Annotated in this window: 16 protein-coding genes and 4 pseudogenes; 19 read left to right on the top strand and 1 reads right to left on the bottom strand. The window is 61.9% G+C overall.

Annotation, left to right across the window (positions count from 1 at the left end; genetic code table 11):
- The first annotated feature begins 49 nt into the window (after positions 1-49).
- From K728_RS21725 to K728_RS23005, 7 genes and pseudogenes are all read left to right on the top strand, one after another.
- Positions 50-3,061, top strand: a complete 3,012-nt coding sequence (locus K728_RS21725) for an AAA family ATPase (RefSeq protein WP_237742077.1) — start codon at positions 50-52, stop codon at positions 3,059-3,061.
- A 561-nt stretch (positions 3,062-3,622) separates the two neighbouring features.
- Entirely contained in the window at positions 3,623-5,341 is a 1,719-nt protein-coding gene (locus K728_RS0103155) for an ATP-dependent nuclease (RefSeq protein ID WP_443110911.1), read from the top strand.
- A gap of 366 nt (positions 5,342-5,707) precedes the next feature.
- Positions 5,708-6,721: pseudogene (locus K728_RS18265) on the top strand (PDDEXK nuclease domain-containing protein).
- A 225-nt stretch (positions 6,722-6,946) separates the two neighbouring features.
- Positions 6,947-7,432 (top strand): SRPBCC domain-containing protein, encoded by a 486-nt coding sequence (locus K728_RS0103165; protein ID WP_024475820.1) that lies wholly within the window; start codon positions 6,947-6,949, stop codon positions 7,430-7,432.
- A 978-nt stretch (positions 7,433-8,410) separates the two neighbouring features.
- Positions 8,411-9,955: an FAD-binding oxidoreductase gene (locus K728_RS0103170; RefSeq protein ID WP_024475821.1), complete on the top strand. Its 1,545-nt coding sequence runs from the start codon at positions 8,411-8,413 to the stop codon at positions 9,953-9,955.
- Positions 9,952-10,266, top strand: coding sequence for a putative quinol monooxygenase (locus K728_RS0103175; RefSeq protein ID WP_024475822.1), 315 nt, complete (start codon positions 9,952-9,954; stop codon positions 10,264-10,266). Before K728_RS0103170 ends, K728_RS0103175 begins: the two co-directional genes overlap by 4 nt.
- Positions 10,267-10,563: 297 nt before the next feature.
- A pseudogene (locus K728_RS23005) lies at positions 10,564-10,757 on the top strand (IS1380 family transposase); the annotation flags it as partial.
- A gap of 736 nt (positions 10,758-11,493) precedes the next feature.
- On the opposite strand, the gene K728_RS20820 reads toward K728_RS23005, so the two are convergent.
- A complete protein-coding gene (locus K728_RS20820) occupies positions 11,494-11,679 on the bottom strand; it encodes a hypothetical protein (RefSeq protein WP_156911144.1) in 186 nt (61 codons plus the stop codon).
- Positions 11,680-11,865: 186 nt separating this feature from the next.
- Between K728_RS20820 and K728_RS0103190 the strand changes: the two genes are divergently transcribed.
- The 12 genes and pseudogenes from K728_RS0103190 to K728_RS0103245 all read left to right on the top strand — a co-directional run.
- Positions 11,866-13,239, top strand: a complete 1,374-nt coding sequence (locus K728_RS0103190) for an MFS transporter (RefSeq protein ID WP_024475825.1) — start codon at positions 11,866-11,868, stop codon at positions 13,237-13,239.
- Between the two features lie 113 nt (positions 13,240-13,352).
- Positions 13,353-13,931: pseudogene (locus K728_RS0103195) on the top strand (N-acyl homoserine lactonase family protein); the annotation flags it as partial.
- Positions 13,904-14,983 carry an NAD(P)-dependent oxidoreductase gene (locus tag K728_RS22675; protein WP_337587485.1) on the top strand — a complete coding sequence of 360 codons (1,080 nt, stop codon included), beginning with the start codon at positions 13,904-13,906 and terminating at the stop codon, positions 14,981-14,983. The pseudogene K728_RS0103195 and the gene K728_RS22675, both read left to right, overlap by 28 nt.
- Positions 14,980-15,390: a cupin domain-containing protein gene (locus K728_RS0103205; protein WP_024475828.1), complete on the top strand. Its 411-nt coding sequence runs from the start codon at positions 14,980-14,982 to the stop codon at positions 15,388-15,390. The genes K728_RS22675 and K728_RS0103205 overlap by 4 nt, the downstream gene beginning before the upstream one ends.
- Positions 15,387-15,791 (top strand): 4-carboxymuconolactone decarboxylase, encoded by a 405-nt coding sequence (pcaC, locus tag K728_RS0103210; RefSeq protein WP_024475829.1) that lies wholly within the window; start codon positions 15,387-15,389, stop codon positions 15,789-15,791. The genes K728_RS0103205 and pcaC overlap by 4 nt, the downstream gene beginning before the upstream one ends.
- On the top strand, positions 15,788-16,678 hold the full coding sequence (locus tag K728_RS0103215; protein WP_024475830.1) for an NAD(P)-dependent oxidoreductase: 891 nt from the start codon (positions 15,788-15,790) through the stop codon (positions 16,676-16,678). The genes pcaC and K728_RS0103215 overlap by 4 nt, the downstream gene beginning before the upstream one ends.
- A gap of 108 nt (positions 16,679-16,786) precedes the next feature.
- Positions 16,787-17,407 carry a GntR family transcriptional regulator gene (locus K728_RS0103220; protein WP_162148014.1) on the top strand — a complete coding sequence of 207 codons (621 nt, stop codon included), beginning with the start codon at positions 16,787-16,789 and terminating at the stop codon, positions 17,405-17,407.
- 81 nt (positions 17,408-17,488) lie between these two features.
- Entirely contained in the window at positions 17,489-18,265 is a 777-nt protein-coding gene (locus K728_RS0103225; protein WP_024475832.1) for a carboxymuconolactone decarboxylase family protein, read from the top strand.
- Positions 18,262-19,766: pseudogene (locus K728_RS18270) on the top strand (NAD-dependent succinate-semialdehyde dehydrogenase). The gene K728_RS0103225 and the pseudogene K728_RS18270 overlap by 4 nt, the downstream one beginning before the upstream one ends.
- Before the next feature lie 126 nt (positions 19,767-19,892).
- Positions 19,893-21,089, top strand: a complete 1,197-nt coding sequence (locus K728_RS0103235) for a thiolase family protein (RefSeq protein WP_024475833.1) — start codon at positions 19,893-19,895, stop codon at positions 21,087-21,089.
- 3 nt (positions 21,090-21,092) lie between these two features.
- The gene (locus tag K728_RS0103240) at positions 21,093-21,752 is read left to right on the top strand and encodes a 3-oxoacid CoA-transferase subunit A (RefSeq protein WP_024475834.1); all 660 of its coding nucleotides are present in this window, start codon (positions 21,093-21,095) and stop codon (positions 21,750-21,752) included.
- 2 nt (positions 21,753-21,754) lie between these two features.
- Positions 21,755-22,415 (top strand): 3-oxoacid CoA-transferase subunit B (locus K728_RS0103245; RefSeq protein WP_024475835.1); only part of this gene is annotated, 661 nt, incomplete at its 3' end.

Here is a 22,415-nt window from a genome sequence, read left to right on the forward strand (position 1 = left end):
GAGCCTGTCCCTGGCCGCCGACACCGTCCGCGACACCGGAAGACGGGTCATCGGACTCGCCCCCACCGCCGCCGCAGCGGCAGTCATGAGGGGGGACCTCGGAGCCGAAGCAACGACCATCGACGCGTTCCTGGCCACCCACCGCAACCAACAACAGAACCAGCAGGACAACGGCGCTGCCGCACGTTCGGGCTTCATGAACCCCGCCTTCATGCTCGGGGCCGGGGATGTGATCATCGTCGATGAAGCCGGCATGGTCACCACCCCGAAGCTCGCCGCCGTCGTCGCCGTCGCCGCACGCAATGGTGCTGTGGTCCGGGCCATCGGAGATGACCGGCAGCTCGGTGCGATCGGCTCCGGCGGGGCGCTGCGCCTGCTTAACAACGAGGTCGGAGCGGTCCGCCTCGAGGAAGTCCACCGCTTCCGCACGGAAGGCGAATCGGAGGCATCCCTGGCGCTGCGCGAACCTCCCACCACCGGTGCGGACACCCCGTTCCACTGGTACCTCGAGAACAAGCGTGTCACCGCCGGCACCACCGAAGCCATGACCCAAGACGCCCTCGTCGCGTGGATGGCCGACACCCAGGCCGGCAAGACCTCGCTGCTGATCGCCACCGACAACGCCACCGTCACCGACCTCAACGCCCGCGCCCAGGCTGCCCGCATCGCCACCGGCGACCTCACCGACGGCATCGGCCCGATTACCGAGACAACACCGTCCGTCGTGCTCCGCGACGGATTGCGCGCCTATGCCGGCGACACCGTCGTCACCCGCAAGAACGACCGCACCCTGCAGGTCAACCAGGGCAAGGACTTCGTCAAGAACAACGACGTCTGGACCATCGAAAAGGTCTCCACCGACCCCACTACCGATGTAGCTGCAGGACAGGAACGGCAGCGCATCACCCTCAGGCACGCAGGCCACCGAGGACGGATCACCGTCGACGCCGACTACCTCCACGAGCACGGCCAGCTCGGCTACGCCGCGACCGTGCACCGCGCCCAGGGCGCGACCGTGGACACCGCGCACGCCATCGTCGACGAGGCCACCGACCGCGCCGGTGCCTACGTCGCCGCCACCCGAGGACGCGAGACGAACCGGCTCTACGTCGGACTCGGCGACGACAACGACCAGGCCGTGACCCGCGACAGCGTCCTGTCCATGATCACCGCGAACTACGACCGCACACTGTCAGCGCACGAAGCAGTACGGATCGAGGCCGTCCGTACTGGCGACGTCGCGACCCTCGCCGGCGTCTACAACGAGGTCGAGAAAGCCGCGTGGGAAGCCAAGACCAGGACCATCGCCGCTTCAGTTCTGGGGCCGCGGACCGCCGCGCAGTTCACCTCGCACGAAGCATGGGGAGCGGTAGCAACGCACCTGCGCGCAGCAGAAGCACAGGGACTCGACCCCGCAGCACTGCTTGCCCAGGCCGAAGGCGTCACCCGTGACAGCACCGGGCGCGGGCAGCACGCCGACGACGGGCACCTGCGCGCAGCAGAAGCACAGGGACTCGACCCCGCAGCACTGCTTGCCCAGGCCGAAGGCGTCACCCGTGACAGCACCGGGCGCGGGCAGCACGCCGACGACGGGCACCTGCGCGGGTTCGACGGAGCACAGGACCCGGCAGCCGTCCTCGCCTACCGCCTCGAGCAGCGCATCGACGCCGCCCACAACCTCCTCGCCAACGCCGACCAGCGTCCCCTCGGCGCCGTGCCTGACGAGCACCTGACCCGCCTCGCACAGCAAGCCACGAAGTACGCAGCAGGAACCGAGCTGCCGCGCCGGGCACCCGGAGAAGGGCCGATGGACACGCAGTGGGCGGCTCGCCCGTTCGCACTCATGCGCACCGACGAGCTCACCGATGCCCTGTCCCGGATGCAGGCCATCGACCCGACCCAGACAGTCGACGCGTCCACCCGTCATGCCCAAAACAAGGCACAGTGGACGGTGCAGGCAATGACCGTCGAGCTGGAACGCCGCCAAAATCTTTCCCCGACGCAGGCCACCATCGAGCGCACCGCACGCGGGGAGGATCCCCGCTCCGCACACCAGGTCACCATCGGCGACGCCATCAGGAACGAGCAGCAACTCCGCTCCGTCGCACTGCCACAGGCCAGCACGGAGAGCATGCGGCCAGCGGCCGCCACGTCGGTCAGCGATGACCTCGCACCGTCTGTGCTCTTGCGCAATGAGTTGGTGCCGGTCTCCTACCGGACTGAGCTTGACCGGCTGCGGGCGCACCTCGGGCGGAGGCTCATGGTCCGGGGCGCGCAGCTCGCGGAAGAGAAGCCAGTCTGGACGAACGCGCTCGGGCCCGTCCCCGGGAAGGACGCGAAGGCAGCCGAGTGGCACCGCATCGCGGCCGAGACCGAGGCATACCGGAACCGGTACAACATCGGCACCCATGAGACTGCGTTGATTCCCCAGCAGTACCGGGATGATCCGACCGCGCAGCGCCTCATCGAACGCGCCACCGCCCTACACAAGCACAGCGAGCTCACTACCGTTGCACCGCGGACGGCCACGCAGATCCAGCAGGGGACGGACGAGGCCGCGATTACTGACCGCATGACGACCGAGCAGGCAGCAGCCCGCCGCGTCATCGACCGGATGCGAGCAGAACGCGCCGCAGCCAGCGACACCTTGCCGGCGCCGCAGCAGCGCGAGGCACGCATCGTGGACGCCTTACAGGCCGAATCAGCTCCGCAGCAGGGCGACGATATGTCGGCCGCGGTCGCCCGTGTGCTCACCAGGCACCGCGCACAGGCGGCGGCCGCTGCTGCAGATACGGCAATGCCGCAGACGCCCAAGATCGACGGTAATTCCGCCCGCGGCCCACAGGACCAGAACACGAAGCAGCCCCACGTGAATGAGACCAAGGATGCCACCCATTCCACCAACCGCAACTCAGGGTGGGGAAAGAAAGCCGAGGAAGCCGTTCAGCGGAAAAAAGCCGCCTCTGAGAAGCCCACAACGAAGTCTGCGCAAAAAGAAGCGGCATCCGCCGCCCGTAAGGCCGCGGAAGCCGCAGATCGAAGTAGAGGTAGATCGCTGTAGCTTCCGCAGCTCCACCTCGGCGCTTTGGAAGGACCAGTCAGAGCCTTTTCGGTGATCGGCGCGCCGCTAAAGTACTTTTTTGCCTTCGATTAGCTTTGCGTTGGCACTCCTAATTCGACCACCTGGAGGCCAGAGGCGGGCGTCGACCACGCCACGAGCAGTGAGCGCACGACGACGCTGCTCTCGGTAGCCTAAATGTTAACACCGTGTCGGATCCACTGCGATGCTGTTGAACAAAGGCAGGATGATCGGAAGCCCAGTAAAGGACGGAACCATGATTGATCCGCAAGCAAGCCAGCGACGTCTACCTCAGGGTAGTTCCCAGCCCCCGTTCTCTTCGGCGGTCAACTGATGCGCTGCTCGCGCATTGAATTTGAGGGGTATCGGCGGCTGGCTAGCGCGTCGACGAACATCGATGGTGACATCACAGCCTTTGTTGGTTTCAACGAGGCGGGCAAGACCACCCTCCTGTCGGGACTCGCCTGGTTCAGCGCGGGCGGTGCCTTACGCGTGACGGACAAGAACCGAACTCGTCCACCGCAGGGCGATACCTCAGAAGTTGTGCGTATCTTCTTTGAACTGAGTAAGGAGGACAAGCAGGCGATTATTGACATTCCATGTGAGACGCCGCCAACTTCGATTTCTCTGGCTCGGAAAGTCAACGATGAGCGCTCTTACACGCTGAGGCCGTGGCCGCAACGTCCTAGGATGCCGTTTACATTGGCGCTTGCTCGCCTGGAAAGGGCCATGGCTTCCCTGCCAATCAAACCCGACACGGACCTCGAACTGAAGAATGACGAAGAAGATGATGGCCCCTTTGAGTGGGCATCCACGCTTGCGTCGGCTTTGAAAGACCCCGATCGTGGTTGGGACAGTGCGGACTTCACGGCCCTGGCAGAGCTCCGTGATTGGCTACTTGTTGTCCCTGACCGACGCAAGACGCCTCGTGACGCCAAACTCGTAGCGTTGCTTGAGGCGGCCGGAAACCTTGCGAGGCGCGTCCACCCGACAGACGAGATTTGGGAGGTGCTGCGTCTTCGGATGCCTCAGTTCGTTCTTTTCAAGGATGAGCACCGAACCATTGAGTCGACCTATGAACTGACCCCACCGCAGCGAGCAATACCGCCTGCGGTCAACTCATTGCTGCACATCGCTGGTGTCGATCTCGACGTCCTGTGGACGCACATACAGAACGGTGACAGCACTAACCGCGCGACGCTCCTGGAGCGTGGGAACGAGCGACTGCAGAACCTGTTTTCGCAGGCGTGGAATCAGTCGGGGATCACTGTCCGACTCAACGTCGACGGCACACTGTTGGAGATTATGGTCCGCGAACTTTACGAAGGCGGAGACGTAACGAACATCGGCGAACGCAGCGACGGGCTACGAACCTTCGTTGCACTTGTCGCGTTCTTGGCCGCCGGTGAGTTTTCGGTACCGCCCATCCTTCTCATCGACGAGGCGGAGACGCACCTGCACTACGACGCTCAAGCCGACCTAGTCGGAGTGCTCCTGAAGAACATCAACGCCACACAGGTCTTCTACACCACGCACTCGCCAGGTTGTCTCCCGAGCGATCTAGGAACGGGCATCCGCGTCGTCGTTCGCGACCCGGAGCACGCAAACGCAAGCGTCATCAGGAACAACTTTTGGGAGGGGGAGGGCCCAGGGTTCTCTCCGCTCCTCTTCGCCATGGGCGCAAGCGCCGCTGCATTCTCAATGTGCCGCCAGGCGGTTCTGGCCGAGGGAGCATCGGACATGGTGCTCCTTCCCACCCTCATTCGTAAGGCGACCGGCCTCTCCGACCTCGACTATCAGATAGCCCAGGGGTTGGCCAACGCGCATGGATCCGGCATCAGAGTTGAAGAAGTCGCAGCTAAGGTTGTCTACCTCGTCGACGGAGACCAAGGCGGAGCGGACCATGTAGATCTACTCGTGGCTGCCGGTGTCGACCGGAAGCGAACCTGCTCGCTTCCTGAAGGCCACGCTGTGGAAGACCTCATCGAGCCCACCGCCTATCTCAAGGTCGTCAACGGATTCCTAGACATCATGGGTCAGAAGCTGAGATTCGGCGTCGACGACCTCGTACAGGGTGAGCCGATCGCTAAGACGTTCCAAGATTGGGCGAAGAAGAACCGAGTTCGGACGCCCAGCAAGGTGGAAGTCGCTTACGCACTGCTGCGGCACGACTCGTTACGCCTCACCGCCAGGGGAAAGCAATCACTCGTTTCGCTGCACCACAAGTTTACGAAGGCATTCGAGGCAAAGCCGTCGACATGAAGTCGAACGGTCTAGGGGCTAGGAACGCTGCGCGACGTCGGCGTCCCTGTTATTCGGCACGATGACCGCCGCGGAACAGCGCGCTCGGCCTACCCTTGTTGGACTCACTGCAGTGTTCGACCAAATCTCCGTAGGAGATGCAATGTAGGAGGCCACTTAGGCCCTTTCAAACCCTTGAATTGGCATACCGTTTGGGTTTACTCTTGGTCAACTTAAGTCGGCAGAGGATCAACTATCGGTCCTGCTACTAAGTAGTTGCGGGGTACCAAGGATGGATAGGGGAGGCTGTTCCTTTATGAGGAGCCCGACACCAAGGGCGACCAGGATGACAGCCAGATAGCCCAGCCTCCGACGTCGCACTGCCTGATGAATACGGCTCNGGCGCTGCAGGCGCTAAAAGATCGAGTACGTAGTGCCCGCCACACCGCCCAGCGGACCGTCAATACGCAGCTGATCGAGCTGTACTGGGGCATCGGTCGAGACGTCCTCGCGCGCCAGGAGCAGGACGGATGGGGGAGTAAGGTCATCGCGCGCCTGGCATCCGACCTTCGAGGTGAGTTCCCGGACATGACCGGTCTTTCGCCACGGAACCTGCAGTACATGACGACCTTCGCCAGGCAGTCGCCGGGGGAGTCAATTGCGCCACAACCTGTGGCGCGATTGCCATGGGGCCACATCCGCGCGATCCTTGACAAGAACCTCGGCTCTGACGCCCGCAACTGGTATGCCGCGGCGGCAGTGGAATACGGGTGGTCTAGGAACGTACTGATGAACATGATCATGAACAAGTCGATGGAGCGCACCGGGGCTGCGCCGTCGAACTTCAGCCGCCAGCTGGCAGCCGCTGATTCCGAGCCAGCCCAGCAGGTAGCGAAGGATCCGTATGCCTTCGAGTTCCATGAGCTTTGCGGCGAGGTGGCCGAGCGGAATCTGGAGCAAGCCCTCATGGACCGTATCTGCGACACCCTTCGGGAACTGGGTCCCGGGTTCGCGTTCGTCGGCCGGCAGGTACACCTCTAGGTCGAGGGCGACGACTTCTACATTGACCTGCTGTTCTTCCATGTCGAGCAGTTGCGCTACGTCGTCATCGAACTCAAGACCGGGAAGTTCCAGCCAGAATACGCCGGGAAGCTGAAGTTCTACGTCGCCCTGGTCGACGACAAGCTCCGCCGCGCAACCCACAACGACACCGTCAGGATCCTGATCTGCAGCAGCAAGAACGACCACACCGTCCGCTACGCTCTCGGCCGCTCCGAGTCACCGATGGCCGTGTCCACATACACGTACGAGAACCTGCCAGCCGCGGAACAACGCGCTCTGCCGGCAGCCGACGAACTCACCGCCGCCTTCGACCAGATTGCATCGGAGAGCGCTGAGTAGGAGGGGATTGCGCTTCTCTTCGAACCGCTGCCTGACATAACGTGGATTACCGGCGGTAAGCATTGTGAACGGCAATGAGGAGACTTCCGCGGAAACGGTATGGGGTTAAGTCATGACGTGTTCATATATGGCTTGTAGCCTCTCGGCATGACAGCAGCGACATCAGGGAGCCCAGCAGTTCCGGATCGTGGTCAACGACGTACACGACTATTCGTGGTACTTGGTGTGCTGCTTGTAGTGCTTTTGGGTGCCATTTTGTGGCAGCGTGCTAATCCTTTCGTCATCGAGACCTCCGTTGAGATCGATGCATCGCCCCGGGTGGTGTGGAGTGTGCTGACCGACTTCGGCGCCTACCCGGAGTGGAACCCCTCGATGGTGGGTATGACTGGTGAGCTGGAGGCCGGCCGCAGCCTCAAGTTTTCGACTGACGCAACCGAGGATGCACTGACCTTTGAACCAGTAGTGCGGGAGGTGCGACCGAACGAGCATCTCCGATGGGAGGGTAGCCTCCTGGTCACCGGCCTGTTCGATGGCGAGCACGTCTTCGAGCTCGAACCAATTGCCGATGGCGGCACGCGTCTGGTTCAGTCGGAGTACTTCCGCGGAGTTGCGGTTCCATTTCTCTCAGATTGGCTGGATAACAATACGCGCCCGGATTTCATCGCAATGAACGAAGCTCTCCGCGACCGCAGTCAATTGCTCGCCGACTGATGTTCCACTACCCGACTTGTGTTGGCTTACGCGTTGGAGGGGCTTCCAGACGCGAAGTAGCGCGCCCTGCCTATAGCCGACGAACCCACGGCGGCGTTCGATCAAGTTGGGCGAAGAGCACCGAATAGGAGGGGTTCTCACCCCTCCCGAAACCACTACCTGACATAATCACGGTTATCGGCTCTTTAAAACAGGCGGGGGAGNGGGGGGTGTTTCCCGCCGTCATTTCGTGGTGCTTTCTCCCCGAACTTCTTGAGTCAGAACTGCTCAGCTGGCGCCAGGTTTACGGCAGGGATGGCCCAGTCGTTACCGAGACAGCGACCTGGCTCAGCGGGTCCACGCCGGCACATCCTGGAGGGAGAGAGCCTGTTTCGGATCAGAACCATCTGCGGTGCCCGGAGGATCCGAAGTGAACGTCCAGGTGTGCAACGGGCAATCCGTAGCGTGAAGTGTAACGCAGGGTGCACAAACGGTGGCTGCTCGCGCCACGCGTGCCAATAATGGTGAGTTGCATCACTTACCGTGCGGTCATACAATCATTCAATTATGCGAGCGTAACCCGGCCTGCCTTCACGGAGTCTCCGGCGCCCGCGCCCTACCTTGGGGGCTATGGCAGATCAGGAAAGTAGGCATTATTGTCATACGGTATGGCAGGAGATTCCGGCATCTGGCGCTGATCCTTGTACGGCCAGCACGACGGCCGTATCGAATGCACTACTTCTACAATCAGCAACGCCCGGCGCAGCTTCGTCGTCAACACCATCAGAAACTTATACGGAGGACGACGGCCACCATTACCGACACCTCCCCCTGCCACCGCAAAAAAGGACCAAGCAATGAAGCTCATCCACGGCACAGAACCAAACGGCACCGCCGGCAAGACCGGTCCGGTTTCGGCGGCACGGTCAACAACTACCTCACTCCGAGATTAAATACTCCGCAGATCGAGACACTGGCGTCTTTACGAAAGGGCAAGCAATGGAATTGGCCGACCTGTTAGGTACGGAACTGGGCACCGAGAACGTCACGTCGTCGCGGACGGAGCTTGAACGGCAAGACTACTTTGATCGCTACCCGGTGGGAGACGCCGATGAGTTCGCTCCCCGCATCGCGGTGCGGCCCGGCAACCTTGATCAGATCCGCGCTGTGCTGCGCATCGCGCAGGAGGAGAACGTGCCCGTGTGGACGTTCTCGCGAGGCCGGAACAACGGGTACGGTGGCAGCGGACCGCGGGCGAAGGGGTCGATCACCCTGGACCTCAGCCGCATGAATAAGGTGCTGGACATCGACACCACCAGCGGCACGGCCCTTCTGGAACCGGGCGTCCGGTTTCGTGATCTGTACCCTGCACTGCGCGAGATCGATGCGCCCTTCTGGCCGTCCGTACCCGACCTCGACTGGGGCAGCGTCATCGGCAACGCTCTGGACCGAGGCATAGGCTACACGGCCCTCGGCGAGCACTTCGAGAACCTGTGCGGCCTGGAGGTCATGCTCCCCGATGGGGAGGTCGTCCGCACCGGGATGGGAGCGATGACGGGAAGCCGTAGCTGGAACATTTACCGCCCCGGCTTCGGGCCGGCCGTCGACGGCCTGTTCTCCCAGTCCAACCTCGGTATTGTCACTAAGGCGAACGTTTGGCTGATGCCCAAGCCCGAGCGTTGGGCCATCGTCGACATCGCCCTCGACAGCGACGAACAGCTGGCGCGGGTGACCGACGTGCTGCGGCCGCTGCGCTTCGACGGGACAATCGCCAGCACCATTTCCGCCGGCACCGCGGGAGGCGTGGCGGCCATGCTCGGTACTCGGGACCAGTGGGTTTCCGACGGTAGCCCGCTTCCGGCTGACTTCGAACAGCGCGTCATGTCCGCTTTCGGCGTCGCAGCCTGGAACATGCGCTTCTCCCTGTACGGCACGGCCATCATGCTTGCCGCTCGCATAGAACAGGTGAAGACCACGCTTGAGCGGCAGGTTCCTGGCGCCCGCGTAACCGTCATGGAATACGACGGGGACGCCCCGCTCGACGAGGTGCGCGAGGATCACCGCACACGCGCAGGCATCCCGGGCATGTACCTGGAGCAGATGGCTGGCTGGTCGGGCGGACGCGGTGGCCACATCGCGGTTTCACCCGTTGCCCCCTTCGCGGGCGAGGAGACAATGCGCTTAACCGGCATCGTCAAGCCGCGCTTCGAGGAGTACGGCTTCGACTGGCTCCCGTCATACCACAGCCGAGGGCGGCACATGCTCATGATCGGGCTCATCCTCTACAACCGTGACGACGCCGACCAGTCCCGCCGCGCCCGCGAGCTCTCCCGCGTGCTTATCCAGGACCTGGCGCGTGAGGGCTACGGCGAGTACCGCGCGCACGTGGCCTTGATGGACGAGGTCGCCGCGTCCTACGACTGGAACGAGCACGCGCTGAGCCGGTTTCACACCAGGCTCAAGGATGCGCTTGACCCGAACGGTATTCTCTCGCCCGGCAAGCAGGGAGTCTGGGCGACGGCCTCCATCGGGGTGATGGCGTGAGCGAGGTGCTTGTGGTAATCGTCCAGTTCTCGACCGTGGTGGGCCGCCGCGACGAGGCACTGGAGGTGCTGCGTCCAGTCATCGAGCAAATCCAGGCTGAAGAGGGCTGTCTACTGTACGCCCTGCACGAGGGGGACGAGGGCGACTTCACCTTTATCCAGAAATGGGCCTCCAAGTCCGACGCCGACCGGCACGGGCAGTCAAGTCCAGTGCAGCCGATCCTCGCTGAGAAGCTCGGCCCGCTGGTTCAGGGCCCGCCCGTGATCACGGAACTACAGCCGATCCCGGTGAGTTCGAAGGGTACGCTGTAGAACTTGACCGCCACCGCCACCGCCACTGGCGACCATCCAACTGACTGGGCGGCGTGGACGGGAACTCGTGCAGGTCGTGAATAGTCGGCTGCCTTGCGGCGGCGCAGGCAATGAATTGAAGTTAAAATTGTTGGCCTCCGACACTAAGTCCATGATCCCTAGCCCGGGGTTTTCATGAGCACTGGGCGCCGGGCGTGTTTAAGCAGGGAAAGGGTGCTCTGAACGGGGAAAATAGTGGTTGTCGAGACCTTTATTCCGAGCGACGGAGCACCCTTTTTGCTGCAAAAGTAGAGTCGCATGTTTCCCTCCATGCCGGTCAGTTTCACCGGCCAGTCACTGATCTCCCACTCCGGAGTTTCGCTTCCCACCGGTTTCATGGCGCCCTGGGATTCGGCAGGCTCCCCGAAGAGCAGTTGGGCCAGTTCGTTGCTTCTGGCGCACGGCATCGCCCTGCGTCGGGGACCCTGGCCCTGGCGTCTGGAAGTGGTCATCGTTGATGGCGGGGCTGCCGGGCCGGGCCCGGCCGTGGCGGGTAGTCTCGATAGGTTGAAGCCTTACCGTCCGCGAACACCCGGATGCAGTGTCGACACTGAGCACGACGAAGCCTACCCCCTTGATGAGGGTCTGACGCCAAGCGGGAGAAATCGTCTCCGAAGACTTCATGGCTCGGTCAATCGACAGGCCGCGGACGGGGTTTACCTGCTATTCCTGCTGCCTAGTCCGGCAACGGGCGCAGCTGGCGCGAGGAAGCGCCTGCCGCTGTCGCCCTCGTTCAGCTGACTTCAATGTCGGCAATGGACGCACACACAAGCATGGACTAAAAGTTGCGTGCGGGTCATGACTTGACGTGATCTGCCGGCGGGATGCGCCAAAGCTTGTAACCTTCCGGGCGAAAAAACAGTCGGCGTCCGGCTCCCTGGTGCTCGTGTATCCACAAGACTTGGCCGTCTGAGGTAAAATCGTCAACCGTTCCTGAAGCCGGCGGAAGGTGTTCGTGAATCAAGACAACGACTTCCGCTAGGAGCAGCGTCCGCCAGTCGGCTACGTAGTCGGCGCTCTTGGGTGGGACGAAAGATTGACGCTTTAGGGAATGCTGCTCCATGTGGGACGTTGAAAATCGATCGCTCGACATGGCCTCGGGGCTTTCTCTTCGTAAATTATGGTCAAGATGGGGACAACACGGGCCGGGAAGCACAGCTCGTATCGGCAGACAGCCTGCGCCGCCGACTAGTTGAGTTGGAATTCGGCGGGAACGAAATCCACAAGGGTGGGTTGCCTGGCGGCAAGAGGATCTGCCTGCTTGGACCGTGCTGTTTCTGAGCGAAGCCCCGATGCGAGCCCCGTAGCTCCCGAGCCATCTCCCGCCGTTGCAGGCTCGTCGTCGCTGTAGCCCAGCCATGGTTCAGATGTCATTTTCTCTCCCAAATGATTGTATGACGATCTTACAATAAATGGGAGTCGTGGTCTAGGTCACGTGCAAAGAATTTTTGGACTTTTGCGGCGTTGGCTCAAGCAGTCCTGTTGACCTATTATATGTTCGTCGTACAATCATACGAGTGGCCGCTAGTCCTGCTGCATGGAAGTTACGAGGAGGTAACAGTGAGCACCAGTGTCAATTCTGCTGACATGCAACATCAGAAGCTGGGCCAAGCGGTATTTGCAGTAGGCGTCGGGAACTTCATGGAGTGGTTCGATTTCGCCGTTTATGGCTTCTTCGCTGTCGTCATTGGGCAGCTGTTCTTTGCGGATCAGTCCCCTGTTGTCGCCCTTCTTTCTTCCCTCGGTGTGTTTGCCGTCGGATTCTTGATGCGTCCGCTGGGCGGATTCATCCTCGGCCCCATCGGGGATAAATACGGCCGTCGCGCTGCTCTGAGCTTTTCAGTCCTTGCCATGGGACTGGCCACGACTGCCATTGGTTTCATTCCCACGTACGCAGACATCGGACTGGCGGCGCCTTTGCTGCTGGTGCTTATGCGTTGCATTCAGGGTCTGTCAGCAGGTGGTGAATGGACGGGATCGGCGGCCTTCCTCATCGAAGGAGCACCCACTAATCGCAGGGCGACGTATGCCAGTGTCATTTCTGCCACCGCTGCCCTTGCGACGGTCGCCGGCAGTGGGTTCGCTCTGTGGCTCAACAACGTCCTCACGCAGGAACAGCTGTTGGACTTTGGCTGGCGCATCCCATTCTGGGCCGCGGCACCTTTGGCGCTTGTAGGTCTATTCGTTCGACTCCGCTTGGACGACACTCCCGTCTTCAAGGAAATCCAGAGGAATCGCGGCGTTGACGATGCCAGGAAGCCGACGGTCAAACGAAATCTCAAAGCGGTCGGCCTCACGGTCTGCTTTGCAGCCGTTCAGGGCCTCGGTTATTACTACCTAGCAACTTACGTGGTGAATTACCTCGAGGTGACGCTTCGACTTGCGCGTTCCGATGCGCTCATGCTCAGCGCGATTGGGCTGCTGATCTACATGGTCCTCTGTCCCCTGGCAGGGCTCATCTCAGATAGATACGGCCGCCGCGTGCCAAATCTCATTGGCACCATCGGCTACGTCCTCCTGCCCGTTCCGGTATTTCTACTAATGAGCACAGGGAACGCCGTGCTAATCATCCTCGGGCTCATCTTGCTGGGTGCAATGCAGTGCCTCGTCTCCGTGACCACCGTTGTGATGCTCGTGGAACTATTCCCTGCTTCCACAAGGGCGACCGGCAGCGCCATCGGATTCAACATTGCACTCGCATTTATAGCCGGACCGGGCCCTTACCTCGGCGCCTTCCTCGCATCCAGCACCGGAAGTCCGGTGGCGCCAGCCTTCTACCAAGTGTTTGTCGCCTTAGTGGCACTGATCATCCTCTTGAAGTGGCTGCCCGAAAGCAGCAAACAGGACATCTTCAGTGACGATATCCACTGGCATGCGAAGACCATTGTCGAACCCTCCGGGGTCACTCGTAACCCGGAAAGGAAACCAGCATGAGACAAGAACAGACCTATCAGGTCAGCATCGTTAAGTTCGGAACCCGCTCAACGGTCAAGAGTGACGTCTACCTGAACTATCACATCTACAAAACTGCAGATGAGCCCGTAGACATGGACTATTTCTTCTGGGTCATCCGCAATCGGCACCGCACGATCGTTGTCGATACCGGATTTTCCCGCCACGGCGGCGACGTACGGAACCGCACCTTCCTGATTGATCCAGCCGAGGCCTTTGCTGCTCTAGGGGTTGACCCTCGATCCGCCCCGCAGGTGATCGTAACCCACGCGCACTATGACCACATCGGCAACCTAAATCTATTTCCGGATTCGGAGATCGTCATCGCCCAGGCAGAGCTGGATTTCTGGCTAGGCCGCTTTGCGGAAAGGCCACAGTTCAAGCACTCGATAGAAACTGAGGACCTTGACTACCTGCGCAGCCTGGCAGAACGAGACAAAATAACCACCTTTGCAGACGAACTGGAGCTCGCGCCCGGACTCCGCATCATCCGGGTGGGAGGACACACGCCCGGCCAATCGATCGTGACCGTGGAAACCGACGAAGGGCAAGTGGTTCTGGCTTCCGATGCCATCCACTACTACGAGGAATACGAGCGGGACATTCCATTCATGTTCGTGAACGACGTCCGCGAGATGTACGCCGGATTCGATGCAATCCGCGAGCTGATGGAAAGCACCGGTCGGCACCTCGTGACCGGCCACGACCCTTCAACCCTCGACAGGTTCAACACCGTGACAACCGGTCCGCTCGCGGGCCTCACGGCCACCATCGGAAAGAAAGATCAGAACTAATGACTGAACTCAGAATTGGTTTCATCGGCCTTGGCAACATGGGGGGACGCATGGCTGCCTGCATCACAGCGGCCGGAATAGACGTCCTCGCCTACGACCCCGTAGCCGAAAACGTCACGGCCGCAGGCGCCCGTCCCGCGCCAAGCGCGGCAGCCGTTGCAGAGGCGTCCGACATCGTCCTGCTCTCGCTACCTAAAAGCACTGTCGTTGAAGCTGTGATGTTAAGTACAGACGGTGTCCTGAATAGCCTGGGGAAAGGCCAAATCGTCGTTGACCTCAGCACCTCAGCCCCCGCTTCAACCCGAATGATCGCAGAAAGGGTTGAGGCTGCGGGAGCAACCTACCTTGACGCAGGCATTTCCGGCGGTGCAGCTGCTGCCGAGAAAGGGCAACTGATCCTCATGGTCGGCGGTCGGGAAGCCGAGCTGGAACGTGCGCGCCCTACGTTAGAGCTGTTCTCAGCGAAAATCTTCTACACCGGAGCTTCAGGCGCGGGACACACCACCAAGCTCATTAATAACTTCCTCAATGCGATCACGTTGTCAGCGACCGCAGAGGCAATGGTTGCCGGCAAAAAGGCGGGCCTCGACCTGGAGGTACTCCTGGACGTCATCAACAACAGCTCTGGCGTAAGTTTCGCATCGCTCAACCGGTTTCCGAAAATCATCAAAGGCGACTACCTCAAGGGTGGGCTCACGAACTCGCTCATGATGAAGGACGTTGTGGCCTACGTCGAACTCATTGGCGATCTGGGCATGGCCAGCCCGAACTCTGCCGGCCCGTTGGCCAGCTTTGGCCTGGCCAACGCCCTAGGTTACGCGGAGGAGATCAGCAACACGGTCGTGGACGCCATTGGCGACGTCTCCGGCGGCGTACGCCTGTCTTCAGCTGTTCCCAAAGACGGAAACTACTCGAAGAAGGAACAAAAATGAGAATTATCAGCGGCCCCGTTCAGGACGGCACCGCCGGAAAGATCGGCTCGCAGTTTACTGGCACGGCATTTCCATACCTGACGATGGCGGCTACAGACGGCGTAACCATCAACACCGTGAATTTCACTCCGGGGGCCCGGACATTCTGGCATCAGCACGAAAAGGGCCAAATCCTTCAGGTGCTTGCGGGCCGGGGCCTGATCCAGGTTGAGGGCGAGGAGGCGCCCCGCGTATTGCATGCCGGGGACACCATCTGGTGTCCTCCCGGAGAAAAGCATTGGCATGGTGCCGCACCGGACTCTTTCATGACCCACACCGCAATCTCCCTTGGTGCGACGCAGTGGGCCGAACCCGTCGCGGAGCCCGACTATACCAAGATCCCCTCACCCCGGAAGGAACAACTATGAACGCCAACGATACCCACACCGACACCTACGAACACGGGTTGGCCGTACGGAAAGCAGTCCTCGGCGCCGCCCATGTGGAAAAATCTCTGGGCAGCGTCTCCGAGTTCAGCCGGCCCATACAGGAACTCGTCACAGAATATTGCTGGGGAGCGGTCTGGACCCGCGAAGGGCTTGACCGACGCAGCCGCAGCCTCATCAACCTCGCCATGCTCACGGCTCTGAACCGCTCCCACGAACTCGGAGTACACGTACGCGGCGCGGTCAACAACGGCGTCACCGAGCAGGAAATCCAGGAAGTCCTGATGCAAACAGCAATCTACGTCGGGGTGCCTGCAGCGCTCGAATCGTTCCGCGTGGCAGAAAAAGTACTGGCTGATCTCAAAGTGAGCGAACAAAAATGACAACCATCGCCTTCATCGGCCTCGGCAACATGGGGTCTCCTATGGCAACACGCCTCGTCTCAGCAGGGCATGCTGTGCGGGGCTTCGATTTGTCCGCCGACGCAAAGGCCAAACTCGCCACTGCCGGCGGGCTCGGAACCGATTCACCCGCCGAAGCTGTGCGCGGATCCGCCATTGTGATCCTGATGCTGCCAAACTCAAACATCGTCGAGAACGTCATAAACAACGACCAGGTTGCCCACGCACTCGAAAAGAATGCGCTGGTGGTCGATATGAGCTCGAGCGAACCACTGCGCAGCAGGGCCTTGGCCAAGAAACTTCGTGAGAGAGGTGTTCGGTTCATTGATGCCCCAGTATCCGGCGGGGTCAAAGGAGCCGAAACGGGGAAATTGACCGTTATGGCCGGCGGAACTGACCAAGACCTTGCTGAGGCGCGCCCCATCCTTGACGTTTTCGGTACCGTCAAAAAGGCTGGCGAAGTCGGGGCAGGGCACGCCGCCAAGGCCCTGAATAATCTCATGTCTGCAACCCACCTGCTCGTCAGCAGCGAAGCCATCCTCGCCGGTAAAAGCTTTGGCGTAGAACCTGAGCTCTTGTTGGAGATCGTCAACGGCTCGAGCGGCAAAAGCGGTTCAACCGAAAACAAATGGCCCAACTTCATCCTTCCCGGAACATACGATTCCGGATTCGCTCTCCAGCTGATGCTCAAAGACATGAAAATCGCCGTAGACCTCGCCGACCAAGTGCACGCAGTCTCCCGTCTTAGCCACGCAGCCGTCCAACTCTGGGAGGAAGCCGCGGCCAGCCTGCCTGAAGGCGCCGACCATACAGAGATAGCACGCTGGGTGGCTGCTACTTCGCAGGAGTCCTTGGCCAGCCGCGGGTAGATAAGCGCCCGTCTGAGAAAAGGTGTCATTACGACCGTGACGAAACCAATGCCCCAAATATGGACCACGGAGCCACTAGGCCGTGTGGCAGCACCAGTCCGCGAGCAAGTGACCGATCGCTTACGGCTGGCTATCACCGAGCTGCACCTGAAACCAGGGCAGCGGCTTGTCGAGCGCGAATTAATGGAGCAGCTGAGTGTGTCCCGCACCACGGTCCGAGAAGCCATTCGCGAACTCTCGTCCGAAGGCCTAGTAACAGTCGTGCCACAGAAGGGGGCCGTGGTCAGGCGGCCCACACGCGGAGAAGCGTTAGAGCTGTACGAAGCACGGGGCGCCCTGGAATCCCTAACCGTAAAGAGGTTTATCGAGCGTTCAACAAACCAAGAAATAGACATCCTCAAAGCCGCAACACGGCTGTACCGACGTGAGACCGAGCAGCACCCCAACGACATCGCCGCGGTCCTGGCGGCAAAGGATGGAATCTACTCCGTGCTTATCGCAGGTGCCCGGAGCGAGCCCCTCCACCAGCTGATAGAGCAGATCCAAGCACGTGTGCGCATCCTCAGGGCCACATCCCTGTCGCGGCAAGGACGCGCCGCCGAAGCGGTCCGTGAGATTGAAGCCGTCGTTGCTGCGGTGGTCGACCGGGATGTCCCACTGGCAACGTCGCTGTACACGATGCACATCCGGCGCGCGGCGCTCAGTGCGACCGCCGACGTCCCTGACTAGGTGACATCGCTAACCCACAGCAACTGCCCAGCGCCTTTGACGACATACCTACGAGCCCGAGAATCCAAGGAGAAACAAAGCATGGAACTGACCACACGGCAACAGGAAATTAAACGAGAATTCATTGATGTACGGGGCACCTGGAGTGAGTCATGGGAAGCCATCCTGGTACTCAGCCCGGAGTTCCTGGCCGGTTACCTAACCATGTCCTCCGTGCCGTGGAAGAAAAACAAGCTTGAAGACAAGGTCAAGGAATTCATCTACATCGCCGTGGACAGCGCAGCCACTCACATGTACCTTCCCGGTGTCCGTCAGCATGTACGCGCCGCTCTCCGACTGGGAGCAACCTCCGCGGAAATAATGGAGGTAGTGGAACTTGCCAGCACACTCGGTGTCCATGCCATGAACGTGGGCATTCCCATTCTCTGCGAGGTATTGGATGAAGCTGGATTGCGGACGGAAGAAGCGCCGCTGAGCGAGTACCAGGAAAAGGTGAAGCAAGAATTCACCCAAAACCGAGGATATTGGAGCAAAACCTGGGATGACACCCTCTCCCTGGACCCCGAATACCTTGAGGCATACACCGAGTTCTCTTCGGCCTCGTGGAAGTACGGTCCGCTGGAACCAAAGGTTAAGGAATTTATCTACATCGCATTCGATATCGCCGCCACCCACCTCTACGAGAGGGGCACGAAACTCCATATGGAAAACGCCCTCCGCTACGGAGCGACCATTGAGGAGATCGTTGAAGTGCTGGAGATAGCCAGCGTCATAGGGATCCACGCTGCCACCACAGCCGCCCCCATCATCCTGGAAGAGATTGCAGCGTTCGAAGCAGAAGAGGCGGCAACACGATGAGTACAATCACCGCCGCCGGTACCACAGCGAAGCGTGAGATGGAGTTGCTGGCCTCTGTTCCCACTGGCCTGCTTATCAACGGTGAGTGGCGGCCCGNCCCGCCGCATCCGGCCAGACCTTCGACGTCGAGGATCCGGCCACGGCCAAGATCCTCATGAGTATCGCTGACGCCGGTGTCGAGGACAGCAAGGCCGCCCTGGACGCCGCTGTTGCCGCCCAAGATTCGTGGGCGAAGGTCCCGCCGCGCGAACGCGGCGAGATCCTGCGGCGCGCCTTTGGGCTCGTGACCGAGCGGGCCGAGGACTTCGCCCTGCTGATGACCATGGAAATGGGCAAGCCGCTGGCCGAAGCCCGAGGCGAGGTCACGTACGCAGCGGAGTTCCTGCGTTGGTTTTCCGAGGAAGCCGTCCGCGTCTTCGGCCGGTACTCCGTCTCCCCCGAGGGCAATACCCGCTTGCTGGTCACCAAGAAGCCTGTCGGCCCCTGCCTGCTGATCACCCCATGGAACTTCCCCCTGGCCATGGCCACCCGCAAGATCGCCCCCGCCGTAGCCGCCGGCTGCACCATGATCCTTAAACCCGCCAAACTCACGCCACTGACTTCGCAGCTCTTCGCGGCCGTTATGCAGGAAGCGGGGCTCCCGGCAGGCGTGCTTAACGTCATCACGTCCACCAGCGCCGGTGCTACCACGGGCCCGCTGATCAAAGACACGCGCCTGCGGAAACTGTCCTTCACCGGCTCTACCGAAGTGGGCCGCCGCCTGCTCGCCGACGCGTCCGAAACTGTGCTGCGCACATCCATGGAGCTCGGCGGCAACGCCCCGTTCGTGGTCTTCGAGGACGCGGACCTTGACGCCGCCGTCGCCGGAGCCATGCTGGCCAAGCTGCGGAACATGGGTGAGGCCTGCACTGCTGCCAACCGCTTCATTGTCCACGAGGCCGTCGCCGCCGAATTCGCGGAGAAGTTCGCCGCAAAGATGAAGGACATGACCACCGCCCGCGGCACCGAGCCGGGGTCCAAGGTGGGCCCGCTGATCGACGCCAAGAGCCGGGACAAGGTCCACGAACTGGTCTCCGACGCTGTCGCCTCCGGCGCCACGGCCGTCCTGGGCGGCGGCCCGGTGGAAGGCCCGGGCTACTTCTACCAGCCCACCATCCTCTCAGGCGTCACCGAAGGCACACGCATCCTGTCCGAGGAAATCTTCGGACCCGTTGCCCCGATCATCACCTTCAGCAGCGAAGACGACGCGGTCCGGCTGGCCAACAACACCGAATACGGGCTCGTGGCCTACGTCTTCACTAAAGACCTCAACCGCGGCATCCGGATGGGCGAGCGGCTGGAGACCGGCATGCTGGGCCTGAACGCCGGCGTCATCTCCAACGCCGCAGCACCGTTTGGCGGCGTCAAGCAGTCCGGACTGGGACGCGAAGGCGGACTCGAAGGCATCGAGGAATACCTCTACACCCAGTACATCGGCATCGCCGACCCATACCGCACCTAATCAACAACCATGTCCGTTCGGTAAACGGCCCTTTATCGGCGAACAGTACTTGATGCTGGCCTCACCCCATCAGGGTGTACGTCGGTCCCCACACAGGTGGCAGCTTAAAGAAAAGGACAACACCGCATGAATCAGGCTTTTGTGTACGACGCCGTGCGCACCCCGTTCGGTAAGTTCGGTTCGGGTTTGGCGGGGGTCCGTCCGGATGACCTCGCTGCGCATGTGATCAGGGAGTCCGTGAAGCGGGCGCCGGGGCTGGATCCGGAACGGATTGATGAGGTCGTCTTCGGGAACGCGAACGGTGCCGGTGAGGAGAACCGCAACATCGCCCGGATGGGCACGCTGCTCGCGGGTTTGCCGGTCTCGATCCCGGGCACGTCGGTGAACCGGTTGTGCGGTTCTTCTTTGGATGCGGCGATCATTGCCTCGCGGCAGATCAACGCCGGGGACGCCGAGCTGATGCTGGTCGGTGGGGCGGAGTCGATGTCCCGTGCCCCGTGGGTGCTGCCGAAGACGGAGAAACCCTACCCGGCCGGGGACCTGACCCTGGCCTCCACCACGCTGGGGTGGCGGCTGGTGAACAAGGCCATGCCGAAGGAGTGGACCATTTCCCTGGGCGAGGCGACCGAGCGGTTGCGGGAGAAGTACGGGGTGAGCCGGGAGCAGCAGGACGGGTTCGCCGCCAACTCCCACAACCTGTCCGCCGCCGCGTGGGACGAAGGGTTCTACGACAACCTCGTCACCCCGGTCCCGGGTACCGACCTGGTCCGCGACGAAGGCATCCGCGCCGGGTCCTCCGCCGAAAAACTCGCCGGTTTGAAGGCCGTGTTCCGGGCCGAGAACGGCACCGTCACCGCAGGGAACGCCTCCCCGCTCTCCGACGGCGCGTCCGCGGCGTGGATCGGCTCCGAGAACGCCGCCGGGATCCTCGGCCTGGAACCGCTGGCCCGCATCGCGGGCCGCGGAGCGCACGCCAATGATCCGCAGTTCTTCGGCTACGCACCCGTGGAAGCGGCGAACAAGGCCCTCGCGAAGGCGGGAATCGGCTGGGACCAGGTGGGCGCCGTCGAACTTAACGAGGCGTTCGCCGCGCAGTCCCTGGCGTGCATCAACGCCTGGGGCATCGACCCGGGAATCGTGAACCGGCACGGCGGTGCGATCGCGATGGGCCACCCGCTGGGCGCGTCCGGCACCCGGATCCTGGGCACCCTCGCCCGGTCCCTGCAGGCCTCCGGGGAACGCTGGGGCGTCGCCGCGATCTGCATCGGCGTCGGCCAGGGCCTCGCCGTCGTGCTTGAAAACGTAACTTCTGTGAAGGGCTGAGCAATGCTGACATTTGTAGACACCGTCAACGAAGCCGTCGCCGGCATCAAGGACGGCTCCACCGTGATGATCGGCGGGTTCGGCAACGCCGGGCAGCCGTTCGAACTGATCGACGCCCTGATGGACTGCGGCGCCACCGGCCTGACCGTGGTGAACAACAACGCCGGCCAGGGCGACCAGGGCCTGGCGCTGCTGATCAAGGAAGGCCGGGTAAAGAAGATGATCTGCTCCTTCCCGCGGCAGTCCGATTCCTGGCACTTCGATGCCAAATACCACGCCGGTGAAATCGAACTGGAGCTCGTTCCGCAGGGCAACCTGGCCGAGCGGATCCGCGCCGCGGGAGCCGGCATCGGCGGGTTCTTCACCCCCACCGGCTACGGCACCATGCTTGCCGAGGGCAAGGAAACCCGGATCATCGATGGCCGCGGCCAGGTCTTCGAGACCCCCATCCACGCCGACGTCGCACTGATCAAGGCGCTCAAGGCCGACGGCGTGGGGAACCTCGTGTACCGCAAAACCGCCCGGAACTTCGGCCCCATCATGGCCGCCGCCGCCAAGCACACGGTGGTCCAGGTCTCCGAGATTGTCCCCACCGGAGGCCTGGACCCGGAAAACGTGATCACCCCCGGAATCTACGTCAACAGCATTGTGAAGGTGGCCTGACCATGAGCACCCAGACCAGCATCCAGACCTCCGATAAGCCCCTGGGCCGGGACGAACTCGCCCAACTGGTGGCGCGGGACATCGCCCCGGGCTCGTTCGTGAACCTCGGCATCGGCCAGCCCACGCTGGCGTCCAACTACCTCAAGCCGGAGCAGAACATCACGCTCCACACCGAGAACGGCATGCTGGGCATGGGCCCGGCAGCCACCGGAGACCAGATCGACGGCGACCTCATCAACGCCGGCAAGATCCCCGTCACCGAACTCCCGGGTGCCTCCTACTTCCACCACGCCGACTCGTTCGCGATCATGCGCGGCGGCCACCTGGACATCTGCGTGCTCGGCGCATTCCAGGTCTCGGCCACCGGTGACCTCGCCAACTGGCACACCGGCGCCCCGGACGCCATCCCGGCCGTGGGCGGCGCCATGGACCTGGCCACCGGCGCCAAGGACGTGTTCGTGATGATGACGCTCCTGACCCGCGAAGGCGCCTCCAAGATCGTGGAAGCCTGCACCTACCCGCTCACCGGCGTCGGCTGCGTGACGCGCGTGTACACGGACAAAGCCGTGTTCCTCACCGGCCCCGATGGCGTCACCGTCCGCGAAACCTTCGGCATCACCCTCGAAGAACTCCAGGAACTCGTCCCAGTCCCGCTGACGGCGG

This window comes from Arthrobacter sp. CAL618 (assembly GCF_000468215.1).
GTDB lineage: Bacteria > Actinomycetota > Actinomycetes > Actinomycetales > Micrococcaceae > Arthrobacter_D.